The organism is Duganella sp. Root1480D1 (assembly GCF_001427305.1).
Lineage (GTDB): Bacteria > Pseudomonadota > Gammaproteobacteria > Burkholderiales > Burkholderiaceae_D > Rugamonas.
Map to the genome: position 1 here is coordinate 277788 of NZ_LMFZ01000012.1, position 20149 is coordinate 297936.

The window sequence follows — 20149 nt, forward strand, 5'->3', positions numbered from 1 at the left end:
CCGTGCGCCAGTCAGGCAACGGAAATGAGCAGGCTGCTTCCCTCTTTTTTTGCCGACTGGAGTGCTGCGAGAATCCAGGATACCCCTGCCAGGCCGTCGTCCTCATGATTGAGAAGGTCCGCATAGTCCAGCAGTTTGCCGCAAAAATCCGCAACCTCGTGAGGCAACAGCCAGGACCAGCGGAAAACACCGTCTATTGAACGATATGCGTGACCGCAGCACTCCGCCAGGGAATCGCCGGCGAACAGCCTGCGATAGTAGCGGCACATTTCGTCGCTTGCGGTCGGCAGCACCTGGGTGAGCTCCGTGGCATACCGCTGCCATTGGTGGACGGAAGGCGTGACGTCCTTGTCGCCATGGATACCGGTCATGGTGCAGAAGGTCCAGTAATCGTGCGTGAGGTGGTCAATCAGTTGCGCCTCCTCCGGATCGATGGTCTTCAACGCAACCGCGCCTCGCATCGCAATGTCCGCGAGCTTGGTCAATTTCGCGCGTGGATACTGACGCGGAAATTCCGCGGCCAGTTCGCAAAGCCAGCGCTCGAATTCGGGCGCATCTTCGAGAAACCTGGAGCGGAGACCGTCGGGTGCGCCGAGCTCAAAGTAGACGTATCCGCTCAACGGGCAAACACGAGATACTGGTCGAACAGCCCGTCCTTGGTGAAATAGGCGGAGATTCTCAGCTTGCGGCCCGCTGCTGCGACACGGTAGCCGCGGTAGACCATGCCGCCACGTTCTTCTGTGGAGCCAGCCTGGATGTCGGAAACATCGCCCAGTGGCGCCAGCGAGGCCGCGAAATCTGCCACGACAGCCTCCGTGAAATAAGCCTGCAAATCGGCCGTCATCAGGCTGCGGTCCGGATGGCCGGCTTGAAGCTGGGTGAACAGCGTGCGCACCCGGGCCAGGCTGGCGTCAGCTGCAGCATCCTGCGTGGCCGGCGCAATAGGAGGCTTGGGCAACTCCAGCATCAGCTTTTCCAGCTGCGTCTTCGCCGCAGCGGTCGCCGGGCCGGGGCCATTGCTAAGCACCACGAGCGCCATGCCATCCGCCGGATACATGGCGTTTTGCGAAATGAAGCCAGACATGCCGCCGCTGTGTTGCCAGCGTTCGCGCCCATCTGGGGTGCGGTCGACCTGAAGGCCCAACGCGTAGCCGGTACCCTGGCCATTGGACAGGCGAGCTTCCGTCACCAGCGCTGCGCGTGACGCAGGCTTGAGCAATGCGCCATTCATCAGGGCGATGTCCCAGCGCGCCAGGTCGCTGGCCGACATCGCCAGTTGCCCGGCGGCCCACACCCAGTTGCGGCCTTCCGGTTGCGCTGGCCGCAGCGGTCCCAGCGCATGACGGCCGTAGCCGCATACTTCACCCTCGCCCCACGCGGTGGTGTTCAGGTCGATCGCCGAGCGCATGCCCACCTTGTCCGTGATACGGCTGCGGATCAGCGCTTCCAGCGGCTGCCCGGACGCTTTCTCCAGCATGCGGCCCGCAATCACGTAGTTCGTATTGCTGTATTCCCAGCGCTGGCCGGGCGCAAAGTCCAGTGGCTGGCGGCCCCATTGAGCCATGATGGCGCCCGGTGTGGTGGCGCGGGCCAAGGCAGGCGATACGTAGTCGATCGCGTAATAGTCGCTGTAGCCAGCAGTATGCGAAAGGAGCTGGCGCAGCGTGATGTGGTTCGCCTGCGTCAGTTGCGGGAAGAAGCGCGCCACCTTGTCGTCCAGCGACAGCTTGCCTTCCTCGGCCAGCTTGAGCGCGGCGACGGCAAGGAATTGCTTGCTGTTGGAACCGATCTTGTAGCGCATGTCCGGCGTGGCGGCAACGCGCGGCTCAAGTCGCGCCGCACCGTAAGCCTGCGCATAGGCCAGTTTGCCGTCCTTGACAATGGCGATGGACAGGCTGGCTTCACCAGTTTCCGCCAGCACCTTGTTGACGATGGCATCGACTTGCAGCGCCGTTTCCGGCGCCAGCTGCGCCATGGCCGGTGCGCAGCAGAACGTGAGGATCAGGGGCAGGATGCCGTTGCTGGCAAGGGCCATGGAGTCTCCAGGTTTTATTTAATTTTGGGGCGCAGCGATCAGTCTTTCAGGTGCCAGGATGGCGTATTCGCCAAAGATGCCAGTGCCGAGCAGGCGTCCGTCTTCGGCGTAGATGCGCACGCGGCCTTCATATGGCGTTGGGACAGTAATGCCTGGTTCCTTGCCGAGCGGTAGGCGCTGGCCGTGCAGGAAGCGTTTCGCGAGCTCGGCGTTCAGCACGATGCGCGGGAAGGACGACAGCAGCGCGTCCACTGGCGCCAGCAGTTCGCGTGGGGCAGCATGCGCAGCCAGGTCTTCCAGCGTGACCATCTTGTAGGTGGTCAGCGCGCCGACCTGAATGCGGCGCAGGGCGTTCAGGTGAGCGCCGCAACCCAGGGCTGCACCGATGTCTTCACCCAGCACGCGGATATAGGTGCCTTTGCTGCAGGTGACTTCGATCTTCAGGAATGGCGCTTCCCAGGAAACCAGTTCCAGCTTGTGGATCACCACGTCGCGCGCTTCGCGTTCCAGCGTGATGCCTTCGCGGGCGTATTCGTACAGCGGCTTGCCGTCGCGCTTCAGCGCGGAGTACATCGGTGGCACTTGCTTGATCGGGCCGCGGAAGCGGGCCATCACGGCCTCGATCTCCACTTGCGTGCTTGTTACCTCGCGCGTTTCCAGCACCTGGCCTTCGGTGTCGCCGGTGTCGGTGCGCACGCCAAGGTGCACGGTGGCCAGGTAGGTCTTGTCGGCTTCCAGCAAGTCTTGCGAGAACTTGGTCGCTTCGCCGAAGCACAGCGGCAGCAGGCCGGTGGCGAAGGGGTCGAGCGTGCCGGTGTGGCCGGCTTTTTTCGCGTTCATGAAGCGCTTGGCCTTGATCAGGGCGTCGTTGCTGGACAGGCCTACCGGCTTGTCGAGCAGCAGCACGCCGTCAACGGCATCGCGCACGCGCTTTACACGTGCTTCGGTCATTCTTCGTCTGCGTTCTCGTCGTAATCGGCGGCGCGTGTGGCGTTGGCCTTGTCGATCAGGGCGGACATTGCCATGCCGCGCGATGCCGACATGTCGTGCAGGAAGTGCAGCTGCGGCAGCGTGTGGATGTGCAGGCGCTTGCCCAGCTGGTTGCGCAGGTAGCCGGCGGCGGCGGCAAGGCCGGCCAGGGTGTTCTTGATCGACTCCGGGTCGTCCTTCAGGGTGGTGAAGAAGACCTTGGCGTGCGCGTAGTCTGGGGTCAGCTGCACTTCGGACAAGGTAATCATGCCGACGCGCGGATCCTTCACTTCGAAGGCGATCAGCTCGGACAGGTCTTTCTGGATTTGATCCGCCACGCGCAGGCCGCGCTGGGGGATCGATTTGCTATGTTTTGCCATGATTTGCTTTCGATAAAACTAAAAGGCGGGTGCCCTGCCCCGCTCTCGCGAGGCGGGAAGCACCCGCCGTGTATCGCGCCGTCCTGCTATTACAGGGTACGGGCGATCTCCTGCACTTCGAACACTTCGAGGACGTCGCCCACGACGATGTCGTTGTAGCCCTTCAGGTTCAGACCGCACTCCAGACCGGCGCGAACTTCCTTCGCATCGTCCTTGAAGCGCTTGAGCGAGTCGATCTCGCCGGTCCACACCACGATGTTGTTGCGCAGCAGGCGGACGGAAGACGAACGCTTGACCACGCCGTCGGTAACCAGACAGCCTGCAATCGCGCCGACTTTCGAGACCAGGATAACCTGGCGAATCTCGACCTGGCCGGTAACGTGCTCGCGCTTCTCCGGCGCCAGCATGCCCGACAGCGCCGCTTTGACCTCTTCGATCGCATCGTAAATGATGTTGTAGTAGCGGATGTCGACGCCGTTGGTCTCGGCCAGCTTGCGCGCCTGTGCATCGGCACGGGCGTTGAAGCCGATGATGACCGCCTTGGAAGCGGTCGCCAGGTTGACGTCCGATTCCGTGATGCCACCCACCGCTGCGTGGACGATCTGTACCCGCACTTCGGAGGTCGACAGCTTCTGCAGCGAGCCAACCAGCGCTTCCTGCGAGCCTTGCACATCGGTCTTGACGATCAGCGGCAGGTTCTTCACTTCGCCTTCGGCCATCTGGTCGAACATGTTTTCCAGCTTCGCGGCTTGCTGCTTTGCCAGCTTCACGTCGCGGAACTTACCTTGGCGGAACAGGCCGATCTCACGGGCTTTACGCTCGTCAGCCATGACCATGGCTTCTTCGCCAGCGGCCGGCACTTCGGTCAGGCCCTGGATCTCCACTGGGATCGAAGGACCCGCTTCGGAAATCGACTTGCCGTTTTCGTCCAGCATTGCACGAACGCGGCCGAAGGACGAACCTGCCAGCACCACGTCGCCGCGGCGCAGGGTACCCGATTGCACCAGGATGGTGGCCACAGGACCGCGGCCCTTGTCCAGGCGGGCTTCCACCACCAGGCCGCGCGCAGGCGCTTCGACCGGTGCTTTCAGTTCCAGCACTTCGGCTTGCAGCAGCACTTGCTCCAGCAGGTCGTCGATGCCCTGGCCGGTTTTCGCCGACACCGGCACGAATGGCGAATCGCCACCGTATTCTTCCGGCACCACTTGTTCTGCCACCAGCTCCTGCGTCACGCGGTCAACGTTGCCACCTGGTTTGTCGATCTTGTTGATCGCTACAACCAGCGGCACGCCTGCGGCTTTCGCGTGGGCGATCGCTTCCTTCGTTTGCGGCATCACGCCGTCGTCGGCCGCCACCACCAGGATGACGATGTCGGTTGCTTTCGCACCGCGGGCACGCATTGCCGTGAAGGCCTCGTGACCTGGGGTATCCAGGAAGGTGATGGTGCCGCGCGGGGTGTCCACGTGGTACGCACCAATGTGCTGGGTAATGCCGCCGGCCTCGCCCGACGCCACTTTCGCGCGACGGATGTAGTCCAGCAGGGAGGTTTTGCCGTGGTCGACGTGACCCATCACAGTCACCACTGGTGCGCGCGGGGTTGCTTCGTACTCGGCGTGTTCGCCCTGGTCGGCCAACAGCGCTTCCGGATCGTCGACAGCGGCAGCGAAGGCTTTGTGGCCCATCTCTTCCACCACGATCATCGCGGTTTCCTGGTCCAGCACCTGGTTGATGGTGCACATCTGGCCCAGCTTCATCAGCTGTTTAATGACCTCAGATGCCTTGACCGCCATCTTGTGCGCCAGTTCGGCCACGGTGATGGTTTCCGGCACGTGCACTTCATGCACGATCGCTTCGGTCGGCTGCTGGAAGTTGGTTTCACGGTCGTCATGGTGGCCGCCGCGGCGACCGCCCTTGCCGCCCGCGCGCCAGCCGTCACGGCCACCTGCATTGCCGCCGGTGTTGCCACCGCGGCCTTTGCCGGCACCGCCGCCTGGGGCGCCACGGCGCTTCTCATCCTGCCAGGTCGAAGCCACGTTGGCCGACTTGATGGATTTCTTGTCGCCTGGCTTGGCATCCTTCTTGTCACCGGCAGGCGCAGCTGCGGTCGTCGCAGGCTTCTTGTCGGCTGGCTTGTGCAGCGTGCCTTCAGCGACCTTCGGCTTGGCGGCGGCCGCAGCAGGTGCCGGCTCAGGAGCCTTCATCACGCGGCGCGGCTGGCTCATCATCAGTTTGATCTGGGCCACTTCATCTGCAACAGCTTTACGGGCACGTTCGGTCGCTTCGGCGCGCTCAGCGGCTTCCTTGGCGGCGACTTCGTGCTTGCGCTTGGATTCTTCGGCGTCAGCCAGGCGTTTCTTCTCTTCTTCGTCGGCGGCGGCTTTCTGCGCAGCGCCGGCAGCAGCGGCAGCAGAAGCCTTCTCGGCGGCGGCCTTGTCGGCGGCGGCCTTCTTGGCTTGCTCTTCCGCTACGCGCTTGGCTTCCTCTTCGGCGGCTTTGGCTTGTGCAGCCTTTTCCTCGTCGAGCTTGGCCAGGCGTTCCTGCTTTTCTTTCAGTTCCGCTTCCTGGCGAGCAATCAGCTCGGCCTGACGGCGTGCCTCTTCTTCACGGCGCGCCTGTTCGGCGGCGTCGATTACCGGTGCGGCCGGCTTGGCGGCTGCCGCGGTGGTCAGGTCGTCGCGCTGCACGAAGGTGCGCTTCTTGCGCACTTCGACCTGGATGGTGCGGGCCTTGCCGGAGGCATCGGCCTGCTTGATCTCCGTGGTCTCTTTACGAGTCAGGGTGATCTTTTTCTTTTCGCCCGGCTCTGCGCCTGCGCCGTGGGTACGGCGCAGGTGTTCCAGCAGCTTGTCCTTATCATCTTTTGACAATGGATCTGACGCCGAACTCTTGTCGACGCCAGCAGAACGCAGCTGCGACAGCAGCAAATCTGCAGGCATCTTCAGTTCGGTGGCAAATTGGGCTACGTTGTTACTCGCCATTCAGTCCTCTTTTCTATGTGTCTCGATGATAATTAAAGCTGCTTCTGCTGTTCAGGCCATGATTTAGGCCTTGGCCGCTTCGGATGATGCCCATGCCTTGGCTTGCAGGGCCTTGGCGCGATCATCGTACTTACCGTCGACCAGCTTCATTTCATCGTCGGTCACATTCTCAAACTCATTCGAAATCAGTTCACGTGCGCGGTCGCTCGACAATGCCAGGATGGCGCCGAACTCGTCGTAGGCCAGACCGGCAAATGCTGCCAGGGTCTTGATGCCTGCGAGGCCCAGCTTGCCCGCGGTAACGCGGTCCATGCCTTCCAGGCCAACCAGTTGCTCTTCCATGCCTTCCAGGCCCTCTTCCGAAGCGATGGCTTCGGTCACCAGGGCGTCGCGGGCACGGGTGCGCAGCTCGTTGACGGTATCTTCGTCGAACGCTTCGATGTCCAGCATCTCGGAGATCGGCACGTAAGCGATTTCTTCCAGGCTGCTGAAGCCTTCTTCCACGAGGATGTCGGCCACTTCCTGGTCCACATCCAGTTTTTCCATGAACAGTGCGCGCACTACAGCGGTTTCGGTAGCCAGCTTGTCGGCCGATTCTTCCGCGGTCATGATGTTGATCTTCCAGCCGGTCAGCTCGGAAGCCAGGCGCACGTTCTGGCCGGAGCGGCCAATGGCGATTGCCAGGTTTTCTTCGTCGACCACCACGTCCATCGCGTGCTTGTCTTCGTCAACCATGATCGAGGACACGTTGGCAGGAGCCAGCGCGCCGATCACGAATTGCGCTGGATCTTCCGACCACAGCACGATGTCCACGCGCTCGCCGCCCAGCTCCCCGGTCACGGCCTGCACGCGCGAGCCGCGCATGCCGACGCAGGTACCGATCGGGTCGATGCGCTTGTCGTTGGTGTGCACAGCAATCTTGGCGCGCACGCCGGCGTCGCGTGCAGCGGATTTGATCTCCAGCATGCCTTGTTCGATCTCCGGCACTTCCAGCTCGAACAGCTTCATGATGAATTCCGGCGCGGTGCGCGACAGGATCACTTGCGGGCCGCGCATATTGCGGTCAACGCGCAGGATGTAGGCACGTACACGGTCGCCGATACGCAGATTCTCTTTCGGGATCATCTGGTCGCGCGGCAGGCGGGCTTCGATCTTGCCGGATTCGACGATCGCATCGCCGCGCTCCATACGCTTGATGGTGCCGGTGACCAGCGCGTCGCCGCGCTCCAGGAAGTCTTGCAGGATCTGCTCGCGTTCAGCATCGCGCACGCGCTGCAGGACCACTTGCTTGGTGTCCTGGGCGAAGCGGCGGCCGAATTCCACGGATTCGATCGGCTCTTCGATGTATTCATCGACTTCGATGTCAGGGATCTGTTCTTTCGCTTCGAACAGCAGCACTTCCTGGTCGGGCAGTTGCAGGCCGGCTTCGTCCGGCACTACGTGCCAGCGGCGGAAGGACTCGAACTCGCCGCTTTCACGGTCGATCGAAACGCGAATATCCACTTCGCCTTCATAGCGCTTCTTCGTGGCTTGCGCCAGTGCGAATTCAAGCGCGCCGAACACGACTTCCTTGTCGACGTTCTTTTCGCGCGCCAGCGCATCAACCAATAACAATACTTCGCGACTCATGCTTTGCGGCTCCCAAAATTCACCTGCGGCACCAAGCGTGCCTTATCAATGTCCGCGAGCGTGAAATTCAGCACCGCCGGACCTTCTTTACCTTCAAATTCAATACCCAGTTGATCGCCTTCAGGCTCCGTCAGGATGCCCTGGTAGGACTTGCGGTTCGCAGTTCCTGGAATGGCCATGCGCAGCTTGATGATCACTTCGCAGCCGGCAAAACGGACGAAGTCGCTGAACTTGCGCAGCGGACGGTCCAGGCCAGGCGAGGAAATCTCGAGGCGTTCGTAAGGAACGTTCTCGACCGTCAGCACGTGCGACAATTGGTGGCTCACCGTGGCGCAGTCTTCAACCGTGATCGGGCCCTTCTCTTCTGCATCTTCCGCCGTGAAGTCGATATAAACACGCAGCAGTCCGCGTTCGGCCCGTTCGAAATCGACCAGGTCGTAGCCGAGGCCAGCGACGGTTTTTTCAATCAATTCAGGCAGTTGCAAAGAAAATCTCCAGATACTTAAAACGATTCAACCAAAAAAAAATGGGCAACTGCCCATCTTTCGTTACTGCAGCCAGATGAAAGCACTCTCAGCAAAATAAACTGCGAAGAACTTTAACTAGGCTGCTCATTATAGCGTGATATTGATTTCGCTGCAATGCCGCATACCACATCGGGAGCGGGTGTAACAATAGGAAGGTGCCTTAAATCCAACACCTTGCGCTGGCGCTTTAGCCTTTGCGGCGGCGCGGCATGCCGTGATCGGACGCCCCGCCGCGCGGCTGGTGGCCGCCGCGGCGCTGCTGTCCCTGGCCGTGGCCATGGCCCTGGCCGGCAAAACCAAAAGTAGTCATCAGCGGATCAGGCTGGCGTGGACCGCCCTTACCCTGGCCCTGGCCCTGACCCTGCCCTTGTCCTTTACCCTGGCCGGCGCCTTTGCCCTTGCCCTTGCCGCCGGCACCGCCACCGGCACCACGGCCGTAACCGCCCGGCTGCTGGTCGCCAAAGCCGGCACCACCATGACGCGGAGCACCAAAGAAGCCGCCCTGGCCCTGGCCACGGCCGCCACGAGGCGCCTGCGGGAATGGATCTGCATTCTTATTGCTCACATCCATGCGGTTGCCGTTCGGCTCACGATCACGCTCGCGCTTACCCTGGCCCTGGCCTTGGCCACCCTGCGCCTTGGCACCGTCGCCGGCACCAGCGCCGCCTTCTTTCTTGAAGCCGACAGCCGACAGCAGGTCGCGCACGGTGTTCTCTTCCATCTCTTCCCAACGGCCGCGCTTCAGGTTGCTCGGCAGGGTCAGCGCGCCGTAACGGGTACGGATCAGGCGCGACACGGTCAGGCCGATCGCCTCGAACATGCGGCGCACCTCACGGTTTCGGCCCTCGCCGATCACCACGCGGTACCACTTGTTGACGCCTTCACCGCCGCCATCGGCGATCTTGGTGAACTGCGCCATGCCATCTTCCAGCTCGACACCGGCCAGCAGCTTCTGGCGCATGCCCTCCTCCAGCTCACCCAGGGTACGCACAGCGTATTCGCGGTCGATGTTGTAGCGCGGGTGCATCAGGCGGTTGGCCAGGTCACCGGAGGTGGTGAACAGCAGCAGGCCTTCGGTGTTGAAATCCAGGCGGCCGACGGCCAGCCATTTGCCGGTTTTCATGGTCGGCAGGCGGTCAAATACCGATGGACGGCCATCCGGGTCGTCGTGCGACACGATTTCACCAGCCGGCTTGTGGTAGACCAGCACGCGCGGCGGCTTCTTGGAAACCTTGCGCTGCACCAGCTTGCCGTTGATGCGCACCGCATCGGTCGGCAGGATGCGCTGACCGATGTGGGCCGGCTCGCCGTTCACCGACACGCGGCCGGCGATGATCAGTTCTTCCATGTCGCGGCGCGAACCCATGCCCGCCTCCGCCAGCACCTTGTGCAGCTTTGGTGCATCGTCTTCCGCCGTCAGGTCGCGGCGGGCCTTGACCGGCTTGCCGGAACCGCCCTCGTCGCGGTCGAACGCGTCGGAGGTCACGAAGGAGAACACTGCATCGGCTTCGGACGACTTGTCCTTGGCCTTCATCTTGTTGCCGAAAGCGCCATGAACACGTTGCTTGCCCTGGCCGCCTTGACCCTGGCCGCCTTCGCCGGCCTGCGCGCCCTGGCCTTCGCCATGCGCTTGCTTGCCGTGCTTGCCCTTTTTGCCTTTATGCTTGCCCTGCTTGTCATGACGCCTTTCCGCAGGAACAGCTGCTGGCCATGGGCTGCCACCTTCAGCGCCCTCGGCACCAGCAGCTACGCCCGCAGCAGGTTCACCAGCCGTATCGGAGGCAACAGCCGATGCAACCGCGACCTTCTCAGCCTGACGCAGTGCACGCTGCTCGCGCATCTGGCGCGGGCCGCGCGGCGCGCGGCCGCGATCCTTGCCCTCACCTTCGCCAACTGGCGCCGCCTCTACCGGCGCCGATGCGGCCGGCGCAGGAGCGCTCTCCGCAACCGGCGCAGCTTCCGCAAGCACGGCCTTCCTGGCACGCGGCTTCTTCGCCGGAGCAACTTCGGCGCCCGCAGCAGGCTGTTCGCCAGCCAAAACTTCAGCTACGGCAGCAGCTTTGGTACGGCGCTTGGGCTTCGGCGTTTCGCCGGCCGCCAGCGCGGCAGCGTTATCAGCCTCAATCTGCGCCTTGGTGCGGCGTTTCGGCTTGGCGGGTGCCGAGTCGGCGGCGACCGGAGTGCCGGTCTCTGGGGTGTTATCAGGCTTGTTCATTATTCGTTTCTGCTAAGGGCTCGACGTTATCGGGCGCCGGGTCGTCTATTACCGACGGCGCCTCGTCCGGCGTCGCCTCTTTCTCTTCTTCTGCTGCTTGCGCTTCGTGTGCCGCCTTCTCGAAGTTTTCTGTCAGGCGAGCCTCCAGCACTTCCAGCGGATTTTCATTCTGCGTATCGCTGATCTGCTGCAACGGCGGCAGTTGCGACAGCGATTCCAGCCCCAGGTCGTCCAGGAACTGCTTGGTGGTGCCCAGCAAAGCCGGGCGGCCCAGTACATCGCGGTAGCCGACAGTGTCGACCCAGCCGCGGTCTTCCAGCATCTTGATCGTCTGCGAATTCACCGCGACGCCGCGGATTTCCTCGATATCGCCACGGGTGACCGGCTGGCGGTAAGCGATGATGGCCAGCGTTTCCAGCGTGGCACGCGAATACTTCTGCGGTTTTTCCGGATTCAGGCGATCCAGGTACATCTTCATTTCAGGCCGGCTCTGGAAGCGCCAGCCGCTCGACAGGCTGACCACCTCGATGCCGCGCCCCTGCCAATCCAGGCGCAACTCTTCCAACAATTCCTTGATCGTATCGGCGCCAACGCCGGCGCCGAGCGGATTGCCCTGGTCGTCGGTTTCGACGTACAGCTTTTTCAGGCTGTGGATCGATAAGGGTTCACGGGCGCATAGCAGCGCAGCTTCGAGGACTTTCTTAGCCTCTGCATTATCCATACACTACAAGTTGGTTGTGTAACTCAGTAAGAAGGCGCCGGACCGCTGCGCGCCGGGGCGAGAGTCTCAGGTGGAGAGCGTTTTCAGGGCGAAAACAAGGCAGGCGACGGGCGCCGCTTCATCCAACTGGGCCAATTGTACCTGATAAAACCGGGAAGAAGTGTAAAAGCCTGATTTCGCTTAACCAGCGAGCCGCTCGGACAGGATTGCCGAAACGCCAACAAACGCTGGATACTCGGCAGTAATCACATAGGTGGGAATGGCGGCCAGGTATTTATTGAAGCGCCCTTTTTCCTCGAAACGAGCGCGGAAGCCGGAACGGTCGAAGCGTTCGCCCAGGCGCGGCACGATGCCGCCGCCAATATAAATACCGCCGGTGGCGCCCAGCGTCACGCCCAGGTTGCCGGCGATGGTGCCAAGCATGGTGCAGAAGTGTTCGATGACCTCGTCGCACAGCGGGCATTCGCCCGACAGCGCCCGGCGCGCAATCTCCGGCGCGGCCAGCTCCGGCTCCTCATGGCCGCGCTGGGCTGCCAGCGCACGGTAAATCAGCTCAATCCCGACACCGGACAGCAAACGTTCGGCCGAAACATGCGGGAATTCAGTCCATGCGTATTGCAGGATCGCGACTTCTTGCGGATTCATGGGAGGGAAGCTGACATGCCCCCCCTCGCTCAGCAACGCAGTCCAGCCCGATGCGGACGGGATCAGGCCCGACACGCCCAACCCGGTACCGGCGCCGATCAGGCCCAGCGGCGCCCCCGCTTGCGGCGTGCCGCCACCGACCTGGCGCTTCTGGCTGTCGGCCAGCAAAGGCAGCGAACGCGCCAGCGCAGTGAAATCATTGGCCACCACCAGCACCTCGAAACCAGCCTCCAGGCGCAGCGCCTCGATCGAAAATTCCCAATGGTGGTTGGTCATCTTGACGTAATCGCCATTGACCGGATTGGCGATGGCAATCGCACCATGGCGCACGCCCAGGCCGGCAGCAGCCACCACGTCCGGCAAGGCCAGGTAGGCTTTCAGCGCGTCGCCCAGCGTTGCATAGGCTCCCCCGGACAGCACATGAATGTTCTCGATCCTGCCAGGCGCCAGTTCCAGAGCAAACCGGGCATTGGTACCGCCGACATCGGCCAGCAGGCGCGGGCTTGGGAAGGTGGCAGGCGTTGCGAAGTTGGTCTGAACAGTCATGGGCGCAAGCAGTTAAGTTGAGCCTTAATGCTAAGGGATATGTTAGCCAAGACGCAAGGACTTCTTTGTAGTTTGAGTACAAGAACCGGTAAAATTAGGTTCGGATGCTACATTGCGGGATATATCGCCGGTAGTATGACTACTCAATTAGCCAAAAAACGGGTGTGCGCCACCCCGCCCGAAAGGGCGCGCGGCACGTCGGCATCCATGATTAATGGCGGGAATCTGCGGGGGTAAAGCCGTCCGGCGCCTGTTCGGCGATCACGGCAGACTCGCTCTCGCTGCGGAAAGCGGTATTCCAGGCATCCAGCCCGCCGTGCAATGGCTTGGCGCGCTTATAGCCGTGGGAATGAAGCTGTTTGGCCACCTTGGCGGCGGTAACATCGTTCGGGCAACTGCAATAAACGATGATGTGGCGATCCTTGGGCAAGGATTTGATGATGGCCAGCGGGTCGCTCGCCCCCACCAGCAAAGCGCCCGGCACTGGCGGATCGAGCAACTGCGCGGTGGCGCTGCGGGCGTCCACCATCACTGGATCGTGACCGGAATCCAGCAGCTCTTTCAGTTCGTCGATACTGATGCGCTCGGTCTGCATCGCTTTCTGGAAGCGGCGGCGCTCAATGAACTTGGCCAGCACGAACAAGCCAAGCAGGATGGCCAGCACGGTCAGTGCAGTCGACCCCATGGTCGACAGCACATCAAGTACCTTATCGACATCGGCATGGAAGTAGGCGCCGATCAACAGGCCGGTGGCGCTCCACAGCAAGCCGCCCAGCAGGCTGAAACCGAGGAAAGTCGGCACACCCGTCCCCAGTGCCCCGGCCATCGGCGGCGCAATGGTGTTAAAGCCCGGGATGAACTTGGCCACCACCATCGACTTCGGCCCCCATTTGCGGAAATTATCCTCCGTCTGGCTGACGCAATAATCGGGCGACAGCGAAATCTTGCAGAGCAGCTTGAGAATGCGCTTGCCGAAGCGGCGGCCGGCGCGGAACCAGAAGAAATCACTGAGCAGGCATGCCAGCATGGCAACCGCCAGCACCACCGGGAACGGGGCGCTATTGCTGTTATCGATGGCCAGCGCTCCGGCCACAATCAGCACTGGATAGGCAGGAATTGGCAACCCCATCTGTTCGACCAGCACCACGGCAAAGACGATCAGGACACCATACTGCTGCAACAAGGTAATTAGGTTAGCCATAGTTCGCCTATGGTAGCGCAAAACGAGGCCTAAGGCAGGGCCCCTTCCACATACTGCACCAGCAGCTGTTGCTGCAGCATCCGGAACAGCTTGTCCTGCTCCACCGGCTTGTGCAGGAAGTCGTCGGCGCCGGCGGCCTGCGCCTGCTGCCGCTCGCCGCCGAAGGCCGATGCCGTCAGCAGCACCACGCGCGGTTGCGGCAGGCTGTGGTCGGCACGCAGGCGGCGCGTCGCTTCCAGCCCGTCCATCACCGGCATGCGCCAGTCCATCAGGACCAGTTCCGGCTGCGACTTGGCGATCGCGTCCAGCGCCTCCACGCCGCCCGACGCTTCATACACTTCGAAGCCGGCGGGAACCAGCATGCTGCGCAACAGGTGGCGGCCATCGACGCCGTCATCCACCACCAGGATACGCCGGCCCTGGTGCATCGGCGCCAGCTGCGGCAGGCGCGCCAGGGGCTCCCCGGCATCGGCTTCTTCCGCCTCGATGGTGAAGCGGGTTACCGAGCCCTCACCCGGCTGCGGCGCCGCGTCGATTTCCAGCTCGCCGCCCATGATGCGCACGTACTGGCGCGAAATCGCCAGGCCAAGGCCGGACTCTCCGGGAATGCCCACGCCCTCGGCGCGCACTGCAAAGGCCAGTCCATGCCGTCCACCCGGCAACAAGGTTGGGCGCAAAGAAAGCGTGATCGTGCTGTCGCGCGCGAACTTGAGCGCATTGGTCACCAGGTTGAGCAGCACATGGCGCACTTTGGCGCCATCCATCAGCAAGGCACGCGGCAAGGCGCCGCATTCGAGCTTCAGCGTCACCCCGGCCTGCGCGGCGCGTTCCCCCACCATATCGCACACATCGCGCAGCAATTGCGCCACGTCGACCGCCTCCCGATGCAGGCCGACGCCGCCGGCTTCGATGCGGGTCAGCTCGAGGATGTCGTTGATCAAGGCCAGCAAATGCTGGCCGGAGCGATGGATGATCGCCATATTGCGCTTTTCATCGGCCGACATGGTGGTCGAATGCGCCATCAGGCGCGAAAAGCCGATCACGGAATTCAGGGGCGTGCGCAATTCGTGGCTCATGGTGGACAGGAACACGCTCTTGGCGCGGTTGGCTGCCTGCGCTTCGGCGACGGCAACCGACAGGGCCGCCGTGCGCTCGCTGACCAGCTCTTCCAGGTGGCTGCGGTGGCGCCGCAATTCCTGCTCGCTTTCGGTAGCCTCGGTCACATCGAGGCTGACGCCGACCATGCGTATCACCCTGCCTTGCGCATCGCGGAAGGAACGCGCCATCGACCGCAGGTGGCGCAAGCTGCCGTCTGGCCGGCGAATGCGGAACTGCAGGGAAAAATCATGTTCGCCGTTCAGCGCCGCCGCCACCTCGGCGCGTGCGCGCTCGCGATCCTCCGGTATCACGCACTCCAGCCAGGCCTTGTAATTGCCGCCGCCCAGCCGGGAGCTCAGCCCATACTGGCGCATGATCTCGTCGTCCTGCATCAATTCATCGTAGACGACATCCCAATCCCAGATGCCAATCGCCGCGGCGCGAGTGGCCACGCTCAGGCGCTCCTCGCTTTCGCGCATGGAACGGTAGCGGCTATCGAGCAGCTCCCACATCTTGTGGATGGACTCCTTCAAGGTGCGCAACTCGCCGTAGAACCAGGCCTTCTGCGGCGTATCGCCCATCACGTACTGGCCGACCGCCTTCAGCGGCCGCAGGATCATGAACCATAGCAGGCCATACAGGCTGGTGACCAGCACCGCTGCCAGCACCAGGATCGCCACCAGGTTGGCACGGCGCTGGTATTGCAGGTCCTGCCGCACGTAGGCTGGCGTTGCGAAGACCTTGATGGTACCGATGGCGGCGCCGTCGACGATGATCGGGCGCTGCGCCACCAGCATGTCCGGCGTCGTTGCCAGCGGCAGGCCGGTTTCCAGCTTGTCGCCAGCACCGCGCTGCACGACCTGTTCACGCTTGCTGCCGGTACCATACAGCACAATGGCGTGCAGGTCGCGCTGGTTCATGCTGGCGCGCATGATGGACAGCACCTGCTTGTCGTCGAAATTCCAGGCTGGCATGGCTACGCCCAGCGCAAGCTGGTCGGCGCTGATATTCAGGACGCGCTGCAGCTCCTGCCAGCGCTTGCTGCTTTCGGAGGAGTAGGAATAAGCGGCGAACACCAGCAGCACGGCGCTGACGATGGTCGTCAACGCCACGCTGACCAATAGTGCGATGGAGGCAACTTTGTTCGAACGCAAAGACCTGCTCCGGCCGGGGCGCCGCGGTATGCGGCGCAGATAGCCAGTTTGCCAGCTTTACAAGTGGCGATCAAGCAGCCCTTGGGATGGCCGCCAGCAGCGAGCGCGTGTAGGGATGGCGCGGGTTGCGATACAGTTCGTCCGAATCGGCCATTTCCACCACCTCGCCCTTGTGCATCACCATCACCTGGTCGGAAATGTACTTCACCACCGACAGGTCGTGCGAGATGAAGATATAGGACAGGCCGAATTCATCCTGCAGGTCCTGCAGCAGGTTCAGCACCTGCGCCTGCACCGAAACGTCCAGCGCCGATACCGATTCATCGCATACCAGGATTTCCGGCTTCATCGTCAGGCAGCGCGCGATGGCGATGCGCTGCCGCTGGCCGCCGGAAAACTCGTGCGGGTAGCGCTGGTAAGCCTGCTGCGGCAGCCCTACCCTTTCCAGCAGCGCCAGCGCCATTTGCGTGCGTTCCGCGTCGCTGGCGCCGATCGCATGCAGCCGCATGGGCTCCAGCAGGATCTGCCCCACCGTGAAGCGCGGATTCAGCGAAGCATAGGGATTCTGGAAAATGATCTGGATGCGGCGCTTGTAGGGCTGGAATTCCCTGGCGCTCATGGCCAGCAGGTCGCGCCCCTCGAACAGGGCGCTGCCGGCGCTGGCCTGGTGCAAGCGCAGCAAGGTCAGGCCGACGGTCGACTTGCCGCTGCCCGATTCGCCCACCACGCCCAGCGTCTTGCCGCGCGCCAGCTTGAACGAGACGCCCTTGACGGCCTGGAACTCGCGCTTGCCGAACAGGCCTTCGCGCAGCCAGAAGCTCTTTTTCAGCCCCTGCACGTCGAGCACGATCTCATCCCCGGGCGCACTGCCGCGCACGCGCTGCGGCTGCTGCTCGGCGGCGCCGAAACGCCCTTCCATATAGTCGTTGATCACCGGCAGCCGCTCCGGGCGCGCATCGAGCGAGGGTCGGCAATGCAGCAATGCGCGCGTGTACAGGTCTTTCGGTTCGGCGAACACCGCGCGTGCATCGCCGCTTTCGCGCACTTCGCCGTGCCGCATCACGATCACTTCGTCTGCGATCTCCGCCACCAGGCCCAGGTCATGGGTGATGAACAGCACCGACATCCGGTGTTTCTTCTGCAGGCCGGCAATCAGCTCCATGATCTGCTTCTGGATCGTGACGTCCAGGGCAGTGGTCGGCTCGTCGGCGATCAGCAGCTTGGGCTTGCAGGCGATGGCCATGGCGATCATCACGCGCTGTTGCTGGCCACCCGACATCTGGCTCGGATAGGCGTCGATCTTGCTGGACGGATCGGGGATGCCGACTTCCTCCAGCAGTTCCAGCGTGCGGGCGCGGGCGCTGCGCCGATCCATCCCCATGTGCAGGCGCAGCACCTCGCCGATCTGGGCGCCCACCGTAAATACGGGATTCAGCGAAGACATGGGCTCCTGGAAGATCATCGCGATGTCCTTGCCGCACATGGCCTGGCGTGCGGCGGCCGACTGATGCAGCACTTCGCGGCCTTCGAACAGCACGCTGCTTTGCGCATCGATCAAGGTCGTCTGCGGCGGCAGCAAGCCCATGACGGCCAGCGAGCTGACCGACTTGCCGCTGCCCGATTCGCCCACCAGGGCGACCGTGCGGTGCTGCGGGATGTCGAAGGAAATGCCCTTCACCGCTTCGACAGTGTTTTTCTTGTCGGTGCGGAAGCGGATGCGCAAGTTGCGGACCTGTAGCAGCATGTCATTTCACCTTGGGGTCGAGCGCGTCGCGCAGTGCGTCGGCAAACAGGGAGAAGGCCGTCACCAGCAAGGCCATGGCACTGGCAGCTGCAGTCAATTGCCACCATTTGCCGAGGATCAGTTCATTCTGCGACTCGTTCAGCATCGAGCCCCAGCTCACCACGCCGACCGGCACGCCAAAACCGAGGAAGGACAGGATCACCTCGGCCTTGATGAAGCCGACCACCAGGATCGACACCTGCACCAGGGCCACGTGGCTGACATTCGGGAAGATGTGGCTGAACATCTTGCGCCAGGCCGAGGCGCCGATGGCATCGGCTGCCATCACGTATTCGCGCGCCTTGTGCTTGATGTATTCGGCGCGGATCAGGCGGTAAGGCCCGGTCCAGCCGGTCAGCCCGAGGATCAGGACGATGGTCAGCACCCCTTTCTGCTGCAATACCGCGGCCACGGTCAGGATCATCAGGATCGACGGAATCGAAGTGAACACGTTGTAGAACCAGTTGAAGAAATCGTCGACCGGCCCGCCGTAGAAGCCGGAAACGGCGCCGAACAGCGTGCCCAGTCCCACTGCCAGCGTGGCCGCAGCCAGCCCGACCACGATCGAGGTTTCGCCGCCCTTGATGGTTTTCTTGATGATGTCATGGCCCCATTTGTCGGCGCCGAACGGCAGGCTTGGCGCCCGCTCGGCAACCGGCTCGGCGACGGCCTTGCCAAGAGTGGCGCGCAGCGCGCGCAAGTCGTCGGCCAGGGGATCGAACTCGTTGGCCGGCGGCGCGACAGTGCTGGTGGCGCCCGGCACAGCCGGCGCGCCAGCAGTCAACTGGGCAGCGGGTGGCGCCGCAAAGGTGGGCGGTGCGTAATTGGCCGCGACTTCTTCTTCCCAGTCGGCGGCCACGATCCCGCTGGCCGAAGCCGCAAGCAGCAGTAGGAAGGCCGCCACCACCGCCAGCGCCGCCATGGCCAAGCGGTCCGCCCGCAGGCGGCGCCAGGCCAGGGTCCACAGGCCGGCCGAGTCATGAATTGCATGCATGCGCTGTCCTTACTTGAGCTGTACGCGCGGATCGACAGCCTGGTACAGCAAATCGGTCAGCAGGTTGAATACCATGGTGGCCACGGCAACGTAGACGGTAATCGCCTTGATGACGGGGAAATCGGAACGCTCCACCGCCAGGATCACCTCGCGCCCGATGCCCGGGATGCCGAAGAAGCGCTCCAGCAGGAAGGCCCCGATCAGCATGGCCGGCAAGTTCGCCATCACATGGGTAATGATCGGGATCGCCGCATTGCGCAACACATGCACCCACATCACGCGCCGCTCCGGCAAGCCCTTGGCGCGCGCCGTGCGCACATAATCCTGGCCCACCTCGTCCAGCACGAAGCTGCGGTACAGGCGCAAGGTCGGCGCCAGCGAGACGGCCAGCCCGATCAGGATCGGCAGCGCCGCAAACCGCAGGTTTTCCAGCAAGCCCTGGCCCCAGCCCTGCACCGGGAACCAGCCGGCCTTATATGCCAGCCAGTATTGGAACACGATGATGTAGACCAGGATGGAAATGGACATGCCCACCGTGCAAGCGACCATCACGGCGCGGTCGGTCAGCGAACCGCGCACAAAGGCCACCGCCAGCGCCAGCGCAATGCCAAGCACGGTTTCCAGTAAGGTCAGCGGCACCAGCACCGTCAGCGAAGGACCGAGGCGCGAAGTGATGATGTCCGAAACCGCCTCGCCGGTGGCCCAGCTCTGGCCGAAATCGAAGGTGGCGATCTGCTTCAGGAAAATGCCCAACTGCACGTACCAGGGCTGGTCGACGCCGAGCTGGCGCCGGATATTGTCGATGCTGGCCGCATCCGACATTTTGCCGGCCAGGATAAAAGCCGGGTCGCCACCGACCCAGTTAAACAATACGAACACCAGCAACACCACACCCAGCATGGTGGGCAGCATTTGCCACAGGCGGCGCAATATATAAGAAGCCATGGATGGGTTTCAGCAAGAATTGGCCGTAACAATAGCGCAAAACTGTCTCAAGAAAAACTTCCAACGCCCACCAGGGCTCTTCACGGCTTGTGTACACAAGCCAGATGTTTCAAAACAGTTACAAAACAAAAGATACAGCAACAAATAGTCTTCATTTTGACCGCCAATCCGCTGGCAAAATCCGCCAACCTCTCGCAAATAGCACTCATCTCGCGCAACCGCCTCCTTTAATAATAAAGACTTCTTGTTGCGCTTTCGTAACAGCTTGTGTCGTTTTGTTTCAAAAAGATTGCAAGCAAAGAATACTTGCAAGAGAGTACTAACAACCT

At 62.5% G+C, this 20149-nt stretch carries 15 protein-coding genes; all 15 read right to left on the minus strand.

Features of this window, described 5'->3' with window-relative positions:
• Positions 1 to 11: 11 nt before the first annotated feature.
• Complete coding sequence (locus ASD58_RS13720; protein ID WP_057261721.1) at positions 12 to 620, minus strand: hypothetical protein; 609 nt, start codon at positions 618 to 620, stop codon at positions 12 to 14.
• The gene (locus ASD58_RS13725; protein ID WP_057261722.1) at positions 617 to 2035 is read right to left on the minus strand and encodes a serine hydrolase; all 1419 of its coding nucleotides are present in this window, start codon (positions 2033 to 2035) and stop codon (positions 617 to 619) included. Before ASD58_RS13725 ends, ASD58_RS13720 begins: the two co-directional genes overlap by 4 nt.
• Positions 2036 to 2053: 18 nt before the next feature.
• Positions 2054 to 2986 (minus strand): tRNA pseudouridine(55) synthase TruB, encoded by a 933-nt coding sequence (truB, locus tag ASD58_RS13730; protein ID WP_082565407.1) that lies wholly within the window; start codon positions 2984 to 2986, stop codon positions 2054 to 2056.
• Positions 2983 to 3384 carry a 30S ribosome-binding factor RbfA gene (rbfA, locus tag ASD58_RS13735; RefSeq protein WP_057261724.1) on the minus strand — a complete coding sequence of 134 codons (402 nt, stop codon included), beginning with the start codon at positions 3382 to 3384 and terminating at the stop codon, positions 2983 to 2985. Before rbfA ends, truB begins: the two co-directional genes overlap by 4 nt.
• Positions 3385 to 3473: 89 nt before the next feature.
• Positions 3474 to 6362, minus strand: coding sequence for a translation initiation factor IF-2 (gene infB, locus ASD58_RS13740; protein ID WP_057261725.1), 2889 nt, complete (start codon positions 6360 to 6362; stop codon positions 3474 to 3476).
• Positions 6363 to 6425: 63 nt separating this feature from the next.
• Positions 6426 to 7991 carry a transcription termination factor NusA gene (gene nusA, locus ASD58_RS13745; RefSeq protein ID WP_057261726.1) on the minus strand — a complete coding sequence of 522 codons (1566 nt, stop codon included), beginning with the start codon at positions 7989 to 7991 and terminating at the stop codon, positions 6426 to 6428.
• Positions 7988 to 8476 carry a ribosome maturation factor RimP gene (gene rimP, locus ASD58_RS13750; protein WP_057261727.1) on the minus strand — a complete coding sequence of 163 codons (489 nt, stop codon included), beginning with the start codon at positions 8474 to 8476 and terminating at the stop codon, positions 7988 to 7990. Before rimP ends, nusA begins: the two co-directional genes overlap by 4 nt.
• A 229-nt stretch (positions 8477 to 8705) precedes the next feature.
• The gene (gene rluB, locus ASD58_RS13755; protein WP_057261728.1) at positions 8706 to 10733 is read right to left on the minus strand and encodes a 23S rRNA pseudouridine(2605) synthase RluB; all 2028 of its coding nucleotides are present in this window, start codon (positions 10731 to 10733) and stop codon (positions 8706 to 8708) included.
• On the minus strand, positions 10720 to 11454 hold the full coding sequence (gene scpB / locus ASD58_RS13760; RefSeq protein ID WP_057261729.1) for an SMC-Scp complex subunit ScpB: 735 nt from the start codon (positions 11452 to 11454) through the stop codon (positions 10720 to 10722). Before scpB ends, rluB begins: the two co-directional genes overlap by 14 nt.
• 180 nt (positions 11455 to 11634) lie before the next feature.
• Positions 11635 to 12645, minus strand: coding sequence for a glucokinase (locus tag ASD58_RS13765; RefSeq protein WP_057261730.1), 1011 nt, complete (start codon positions 12643 to 12645; stop codon positions 11635 to 11637).
• A gap of 211 nt (positions 12646 to 12856) precedes the next feature.
• A complete protein-coding gene (locus tag ASD58_RS13770) occupies positions 12857 to 13846 on the minus strand; it encodes a VTT domain-containing protein (protein WP_057261731.1) in 990 nt (329 codons plus the stop codon).
• A gap of 29 nt (positions 13847 to 13875) precedes the next feature.
• Entirely contained in the window at positions 13876 to 16098 is a 2223-nt protein-coding gene (locus ASD58_RS13775; protein WP_057261732.1) for a response regulator, read from the minus strand.
• Positions 16099 to 16168: 70 nt separating this feature from the next.
• Complete coding sequence (locus ASD58_RS13780) at positions 16169 to 17842, minus strand: ABC transporter ATP-binding protein (protein WP_057261733.1); 1674 nt, start codon at positions 17840 to 17842, stop codon at positions 16169 to 16171.
• Position 17843: 1 nt separating this feature from the next.
• A complete protein-coding gene (locus tag ASD58_RS13785) occupies positions 17844 to 18875 on the minus strand; it encodes an ABC transporter permease (RefSeq protein WP_057261734.1) in 1032 nt (343 codons plus the stop codon).
• Between the two features lie 9 nt (positions 18876 to 18884).
• On the minus strand, positions 18885 to 19820 hold the full coding sequence (locus ASD58_RS13790) for an ABC transporter permease (protein WP_057261735.1): 936 nt from the start codon (positions 19818 to 19820) through the stop codon (positions 18885 to 18887).
• Positions 19821 to 20149: the final 329 nt, after the last annotated feature.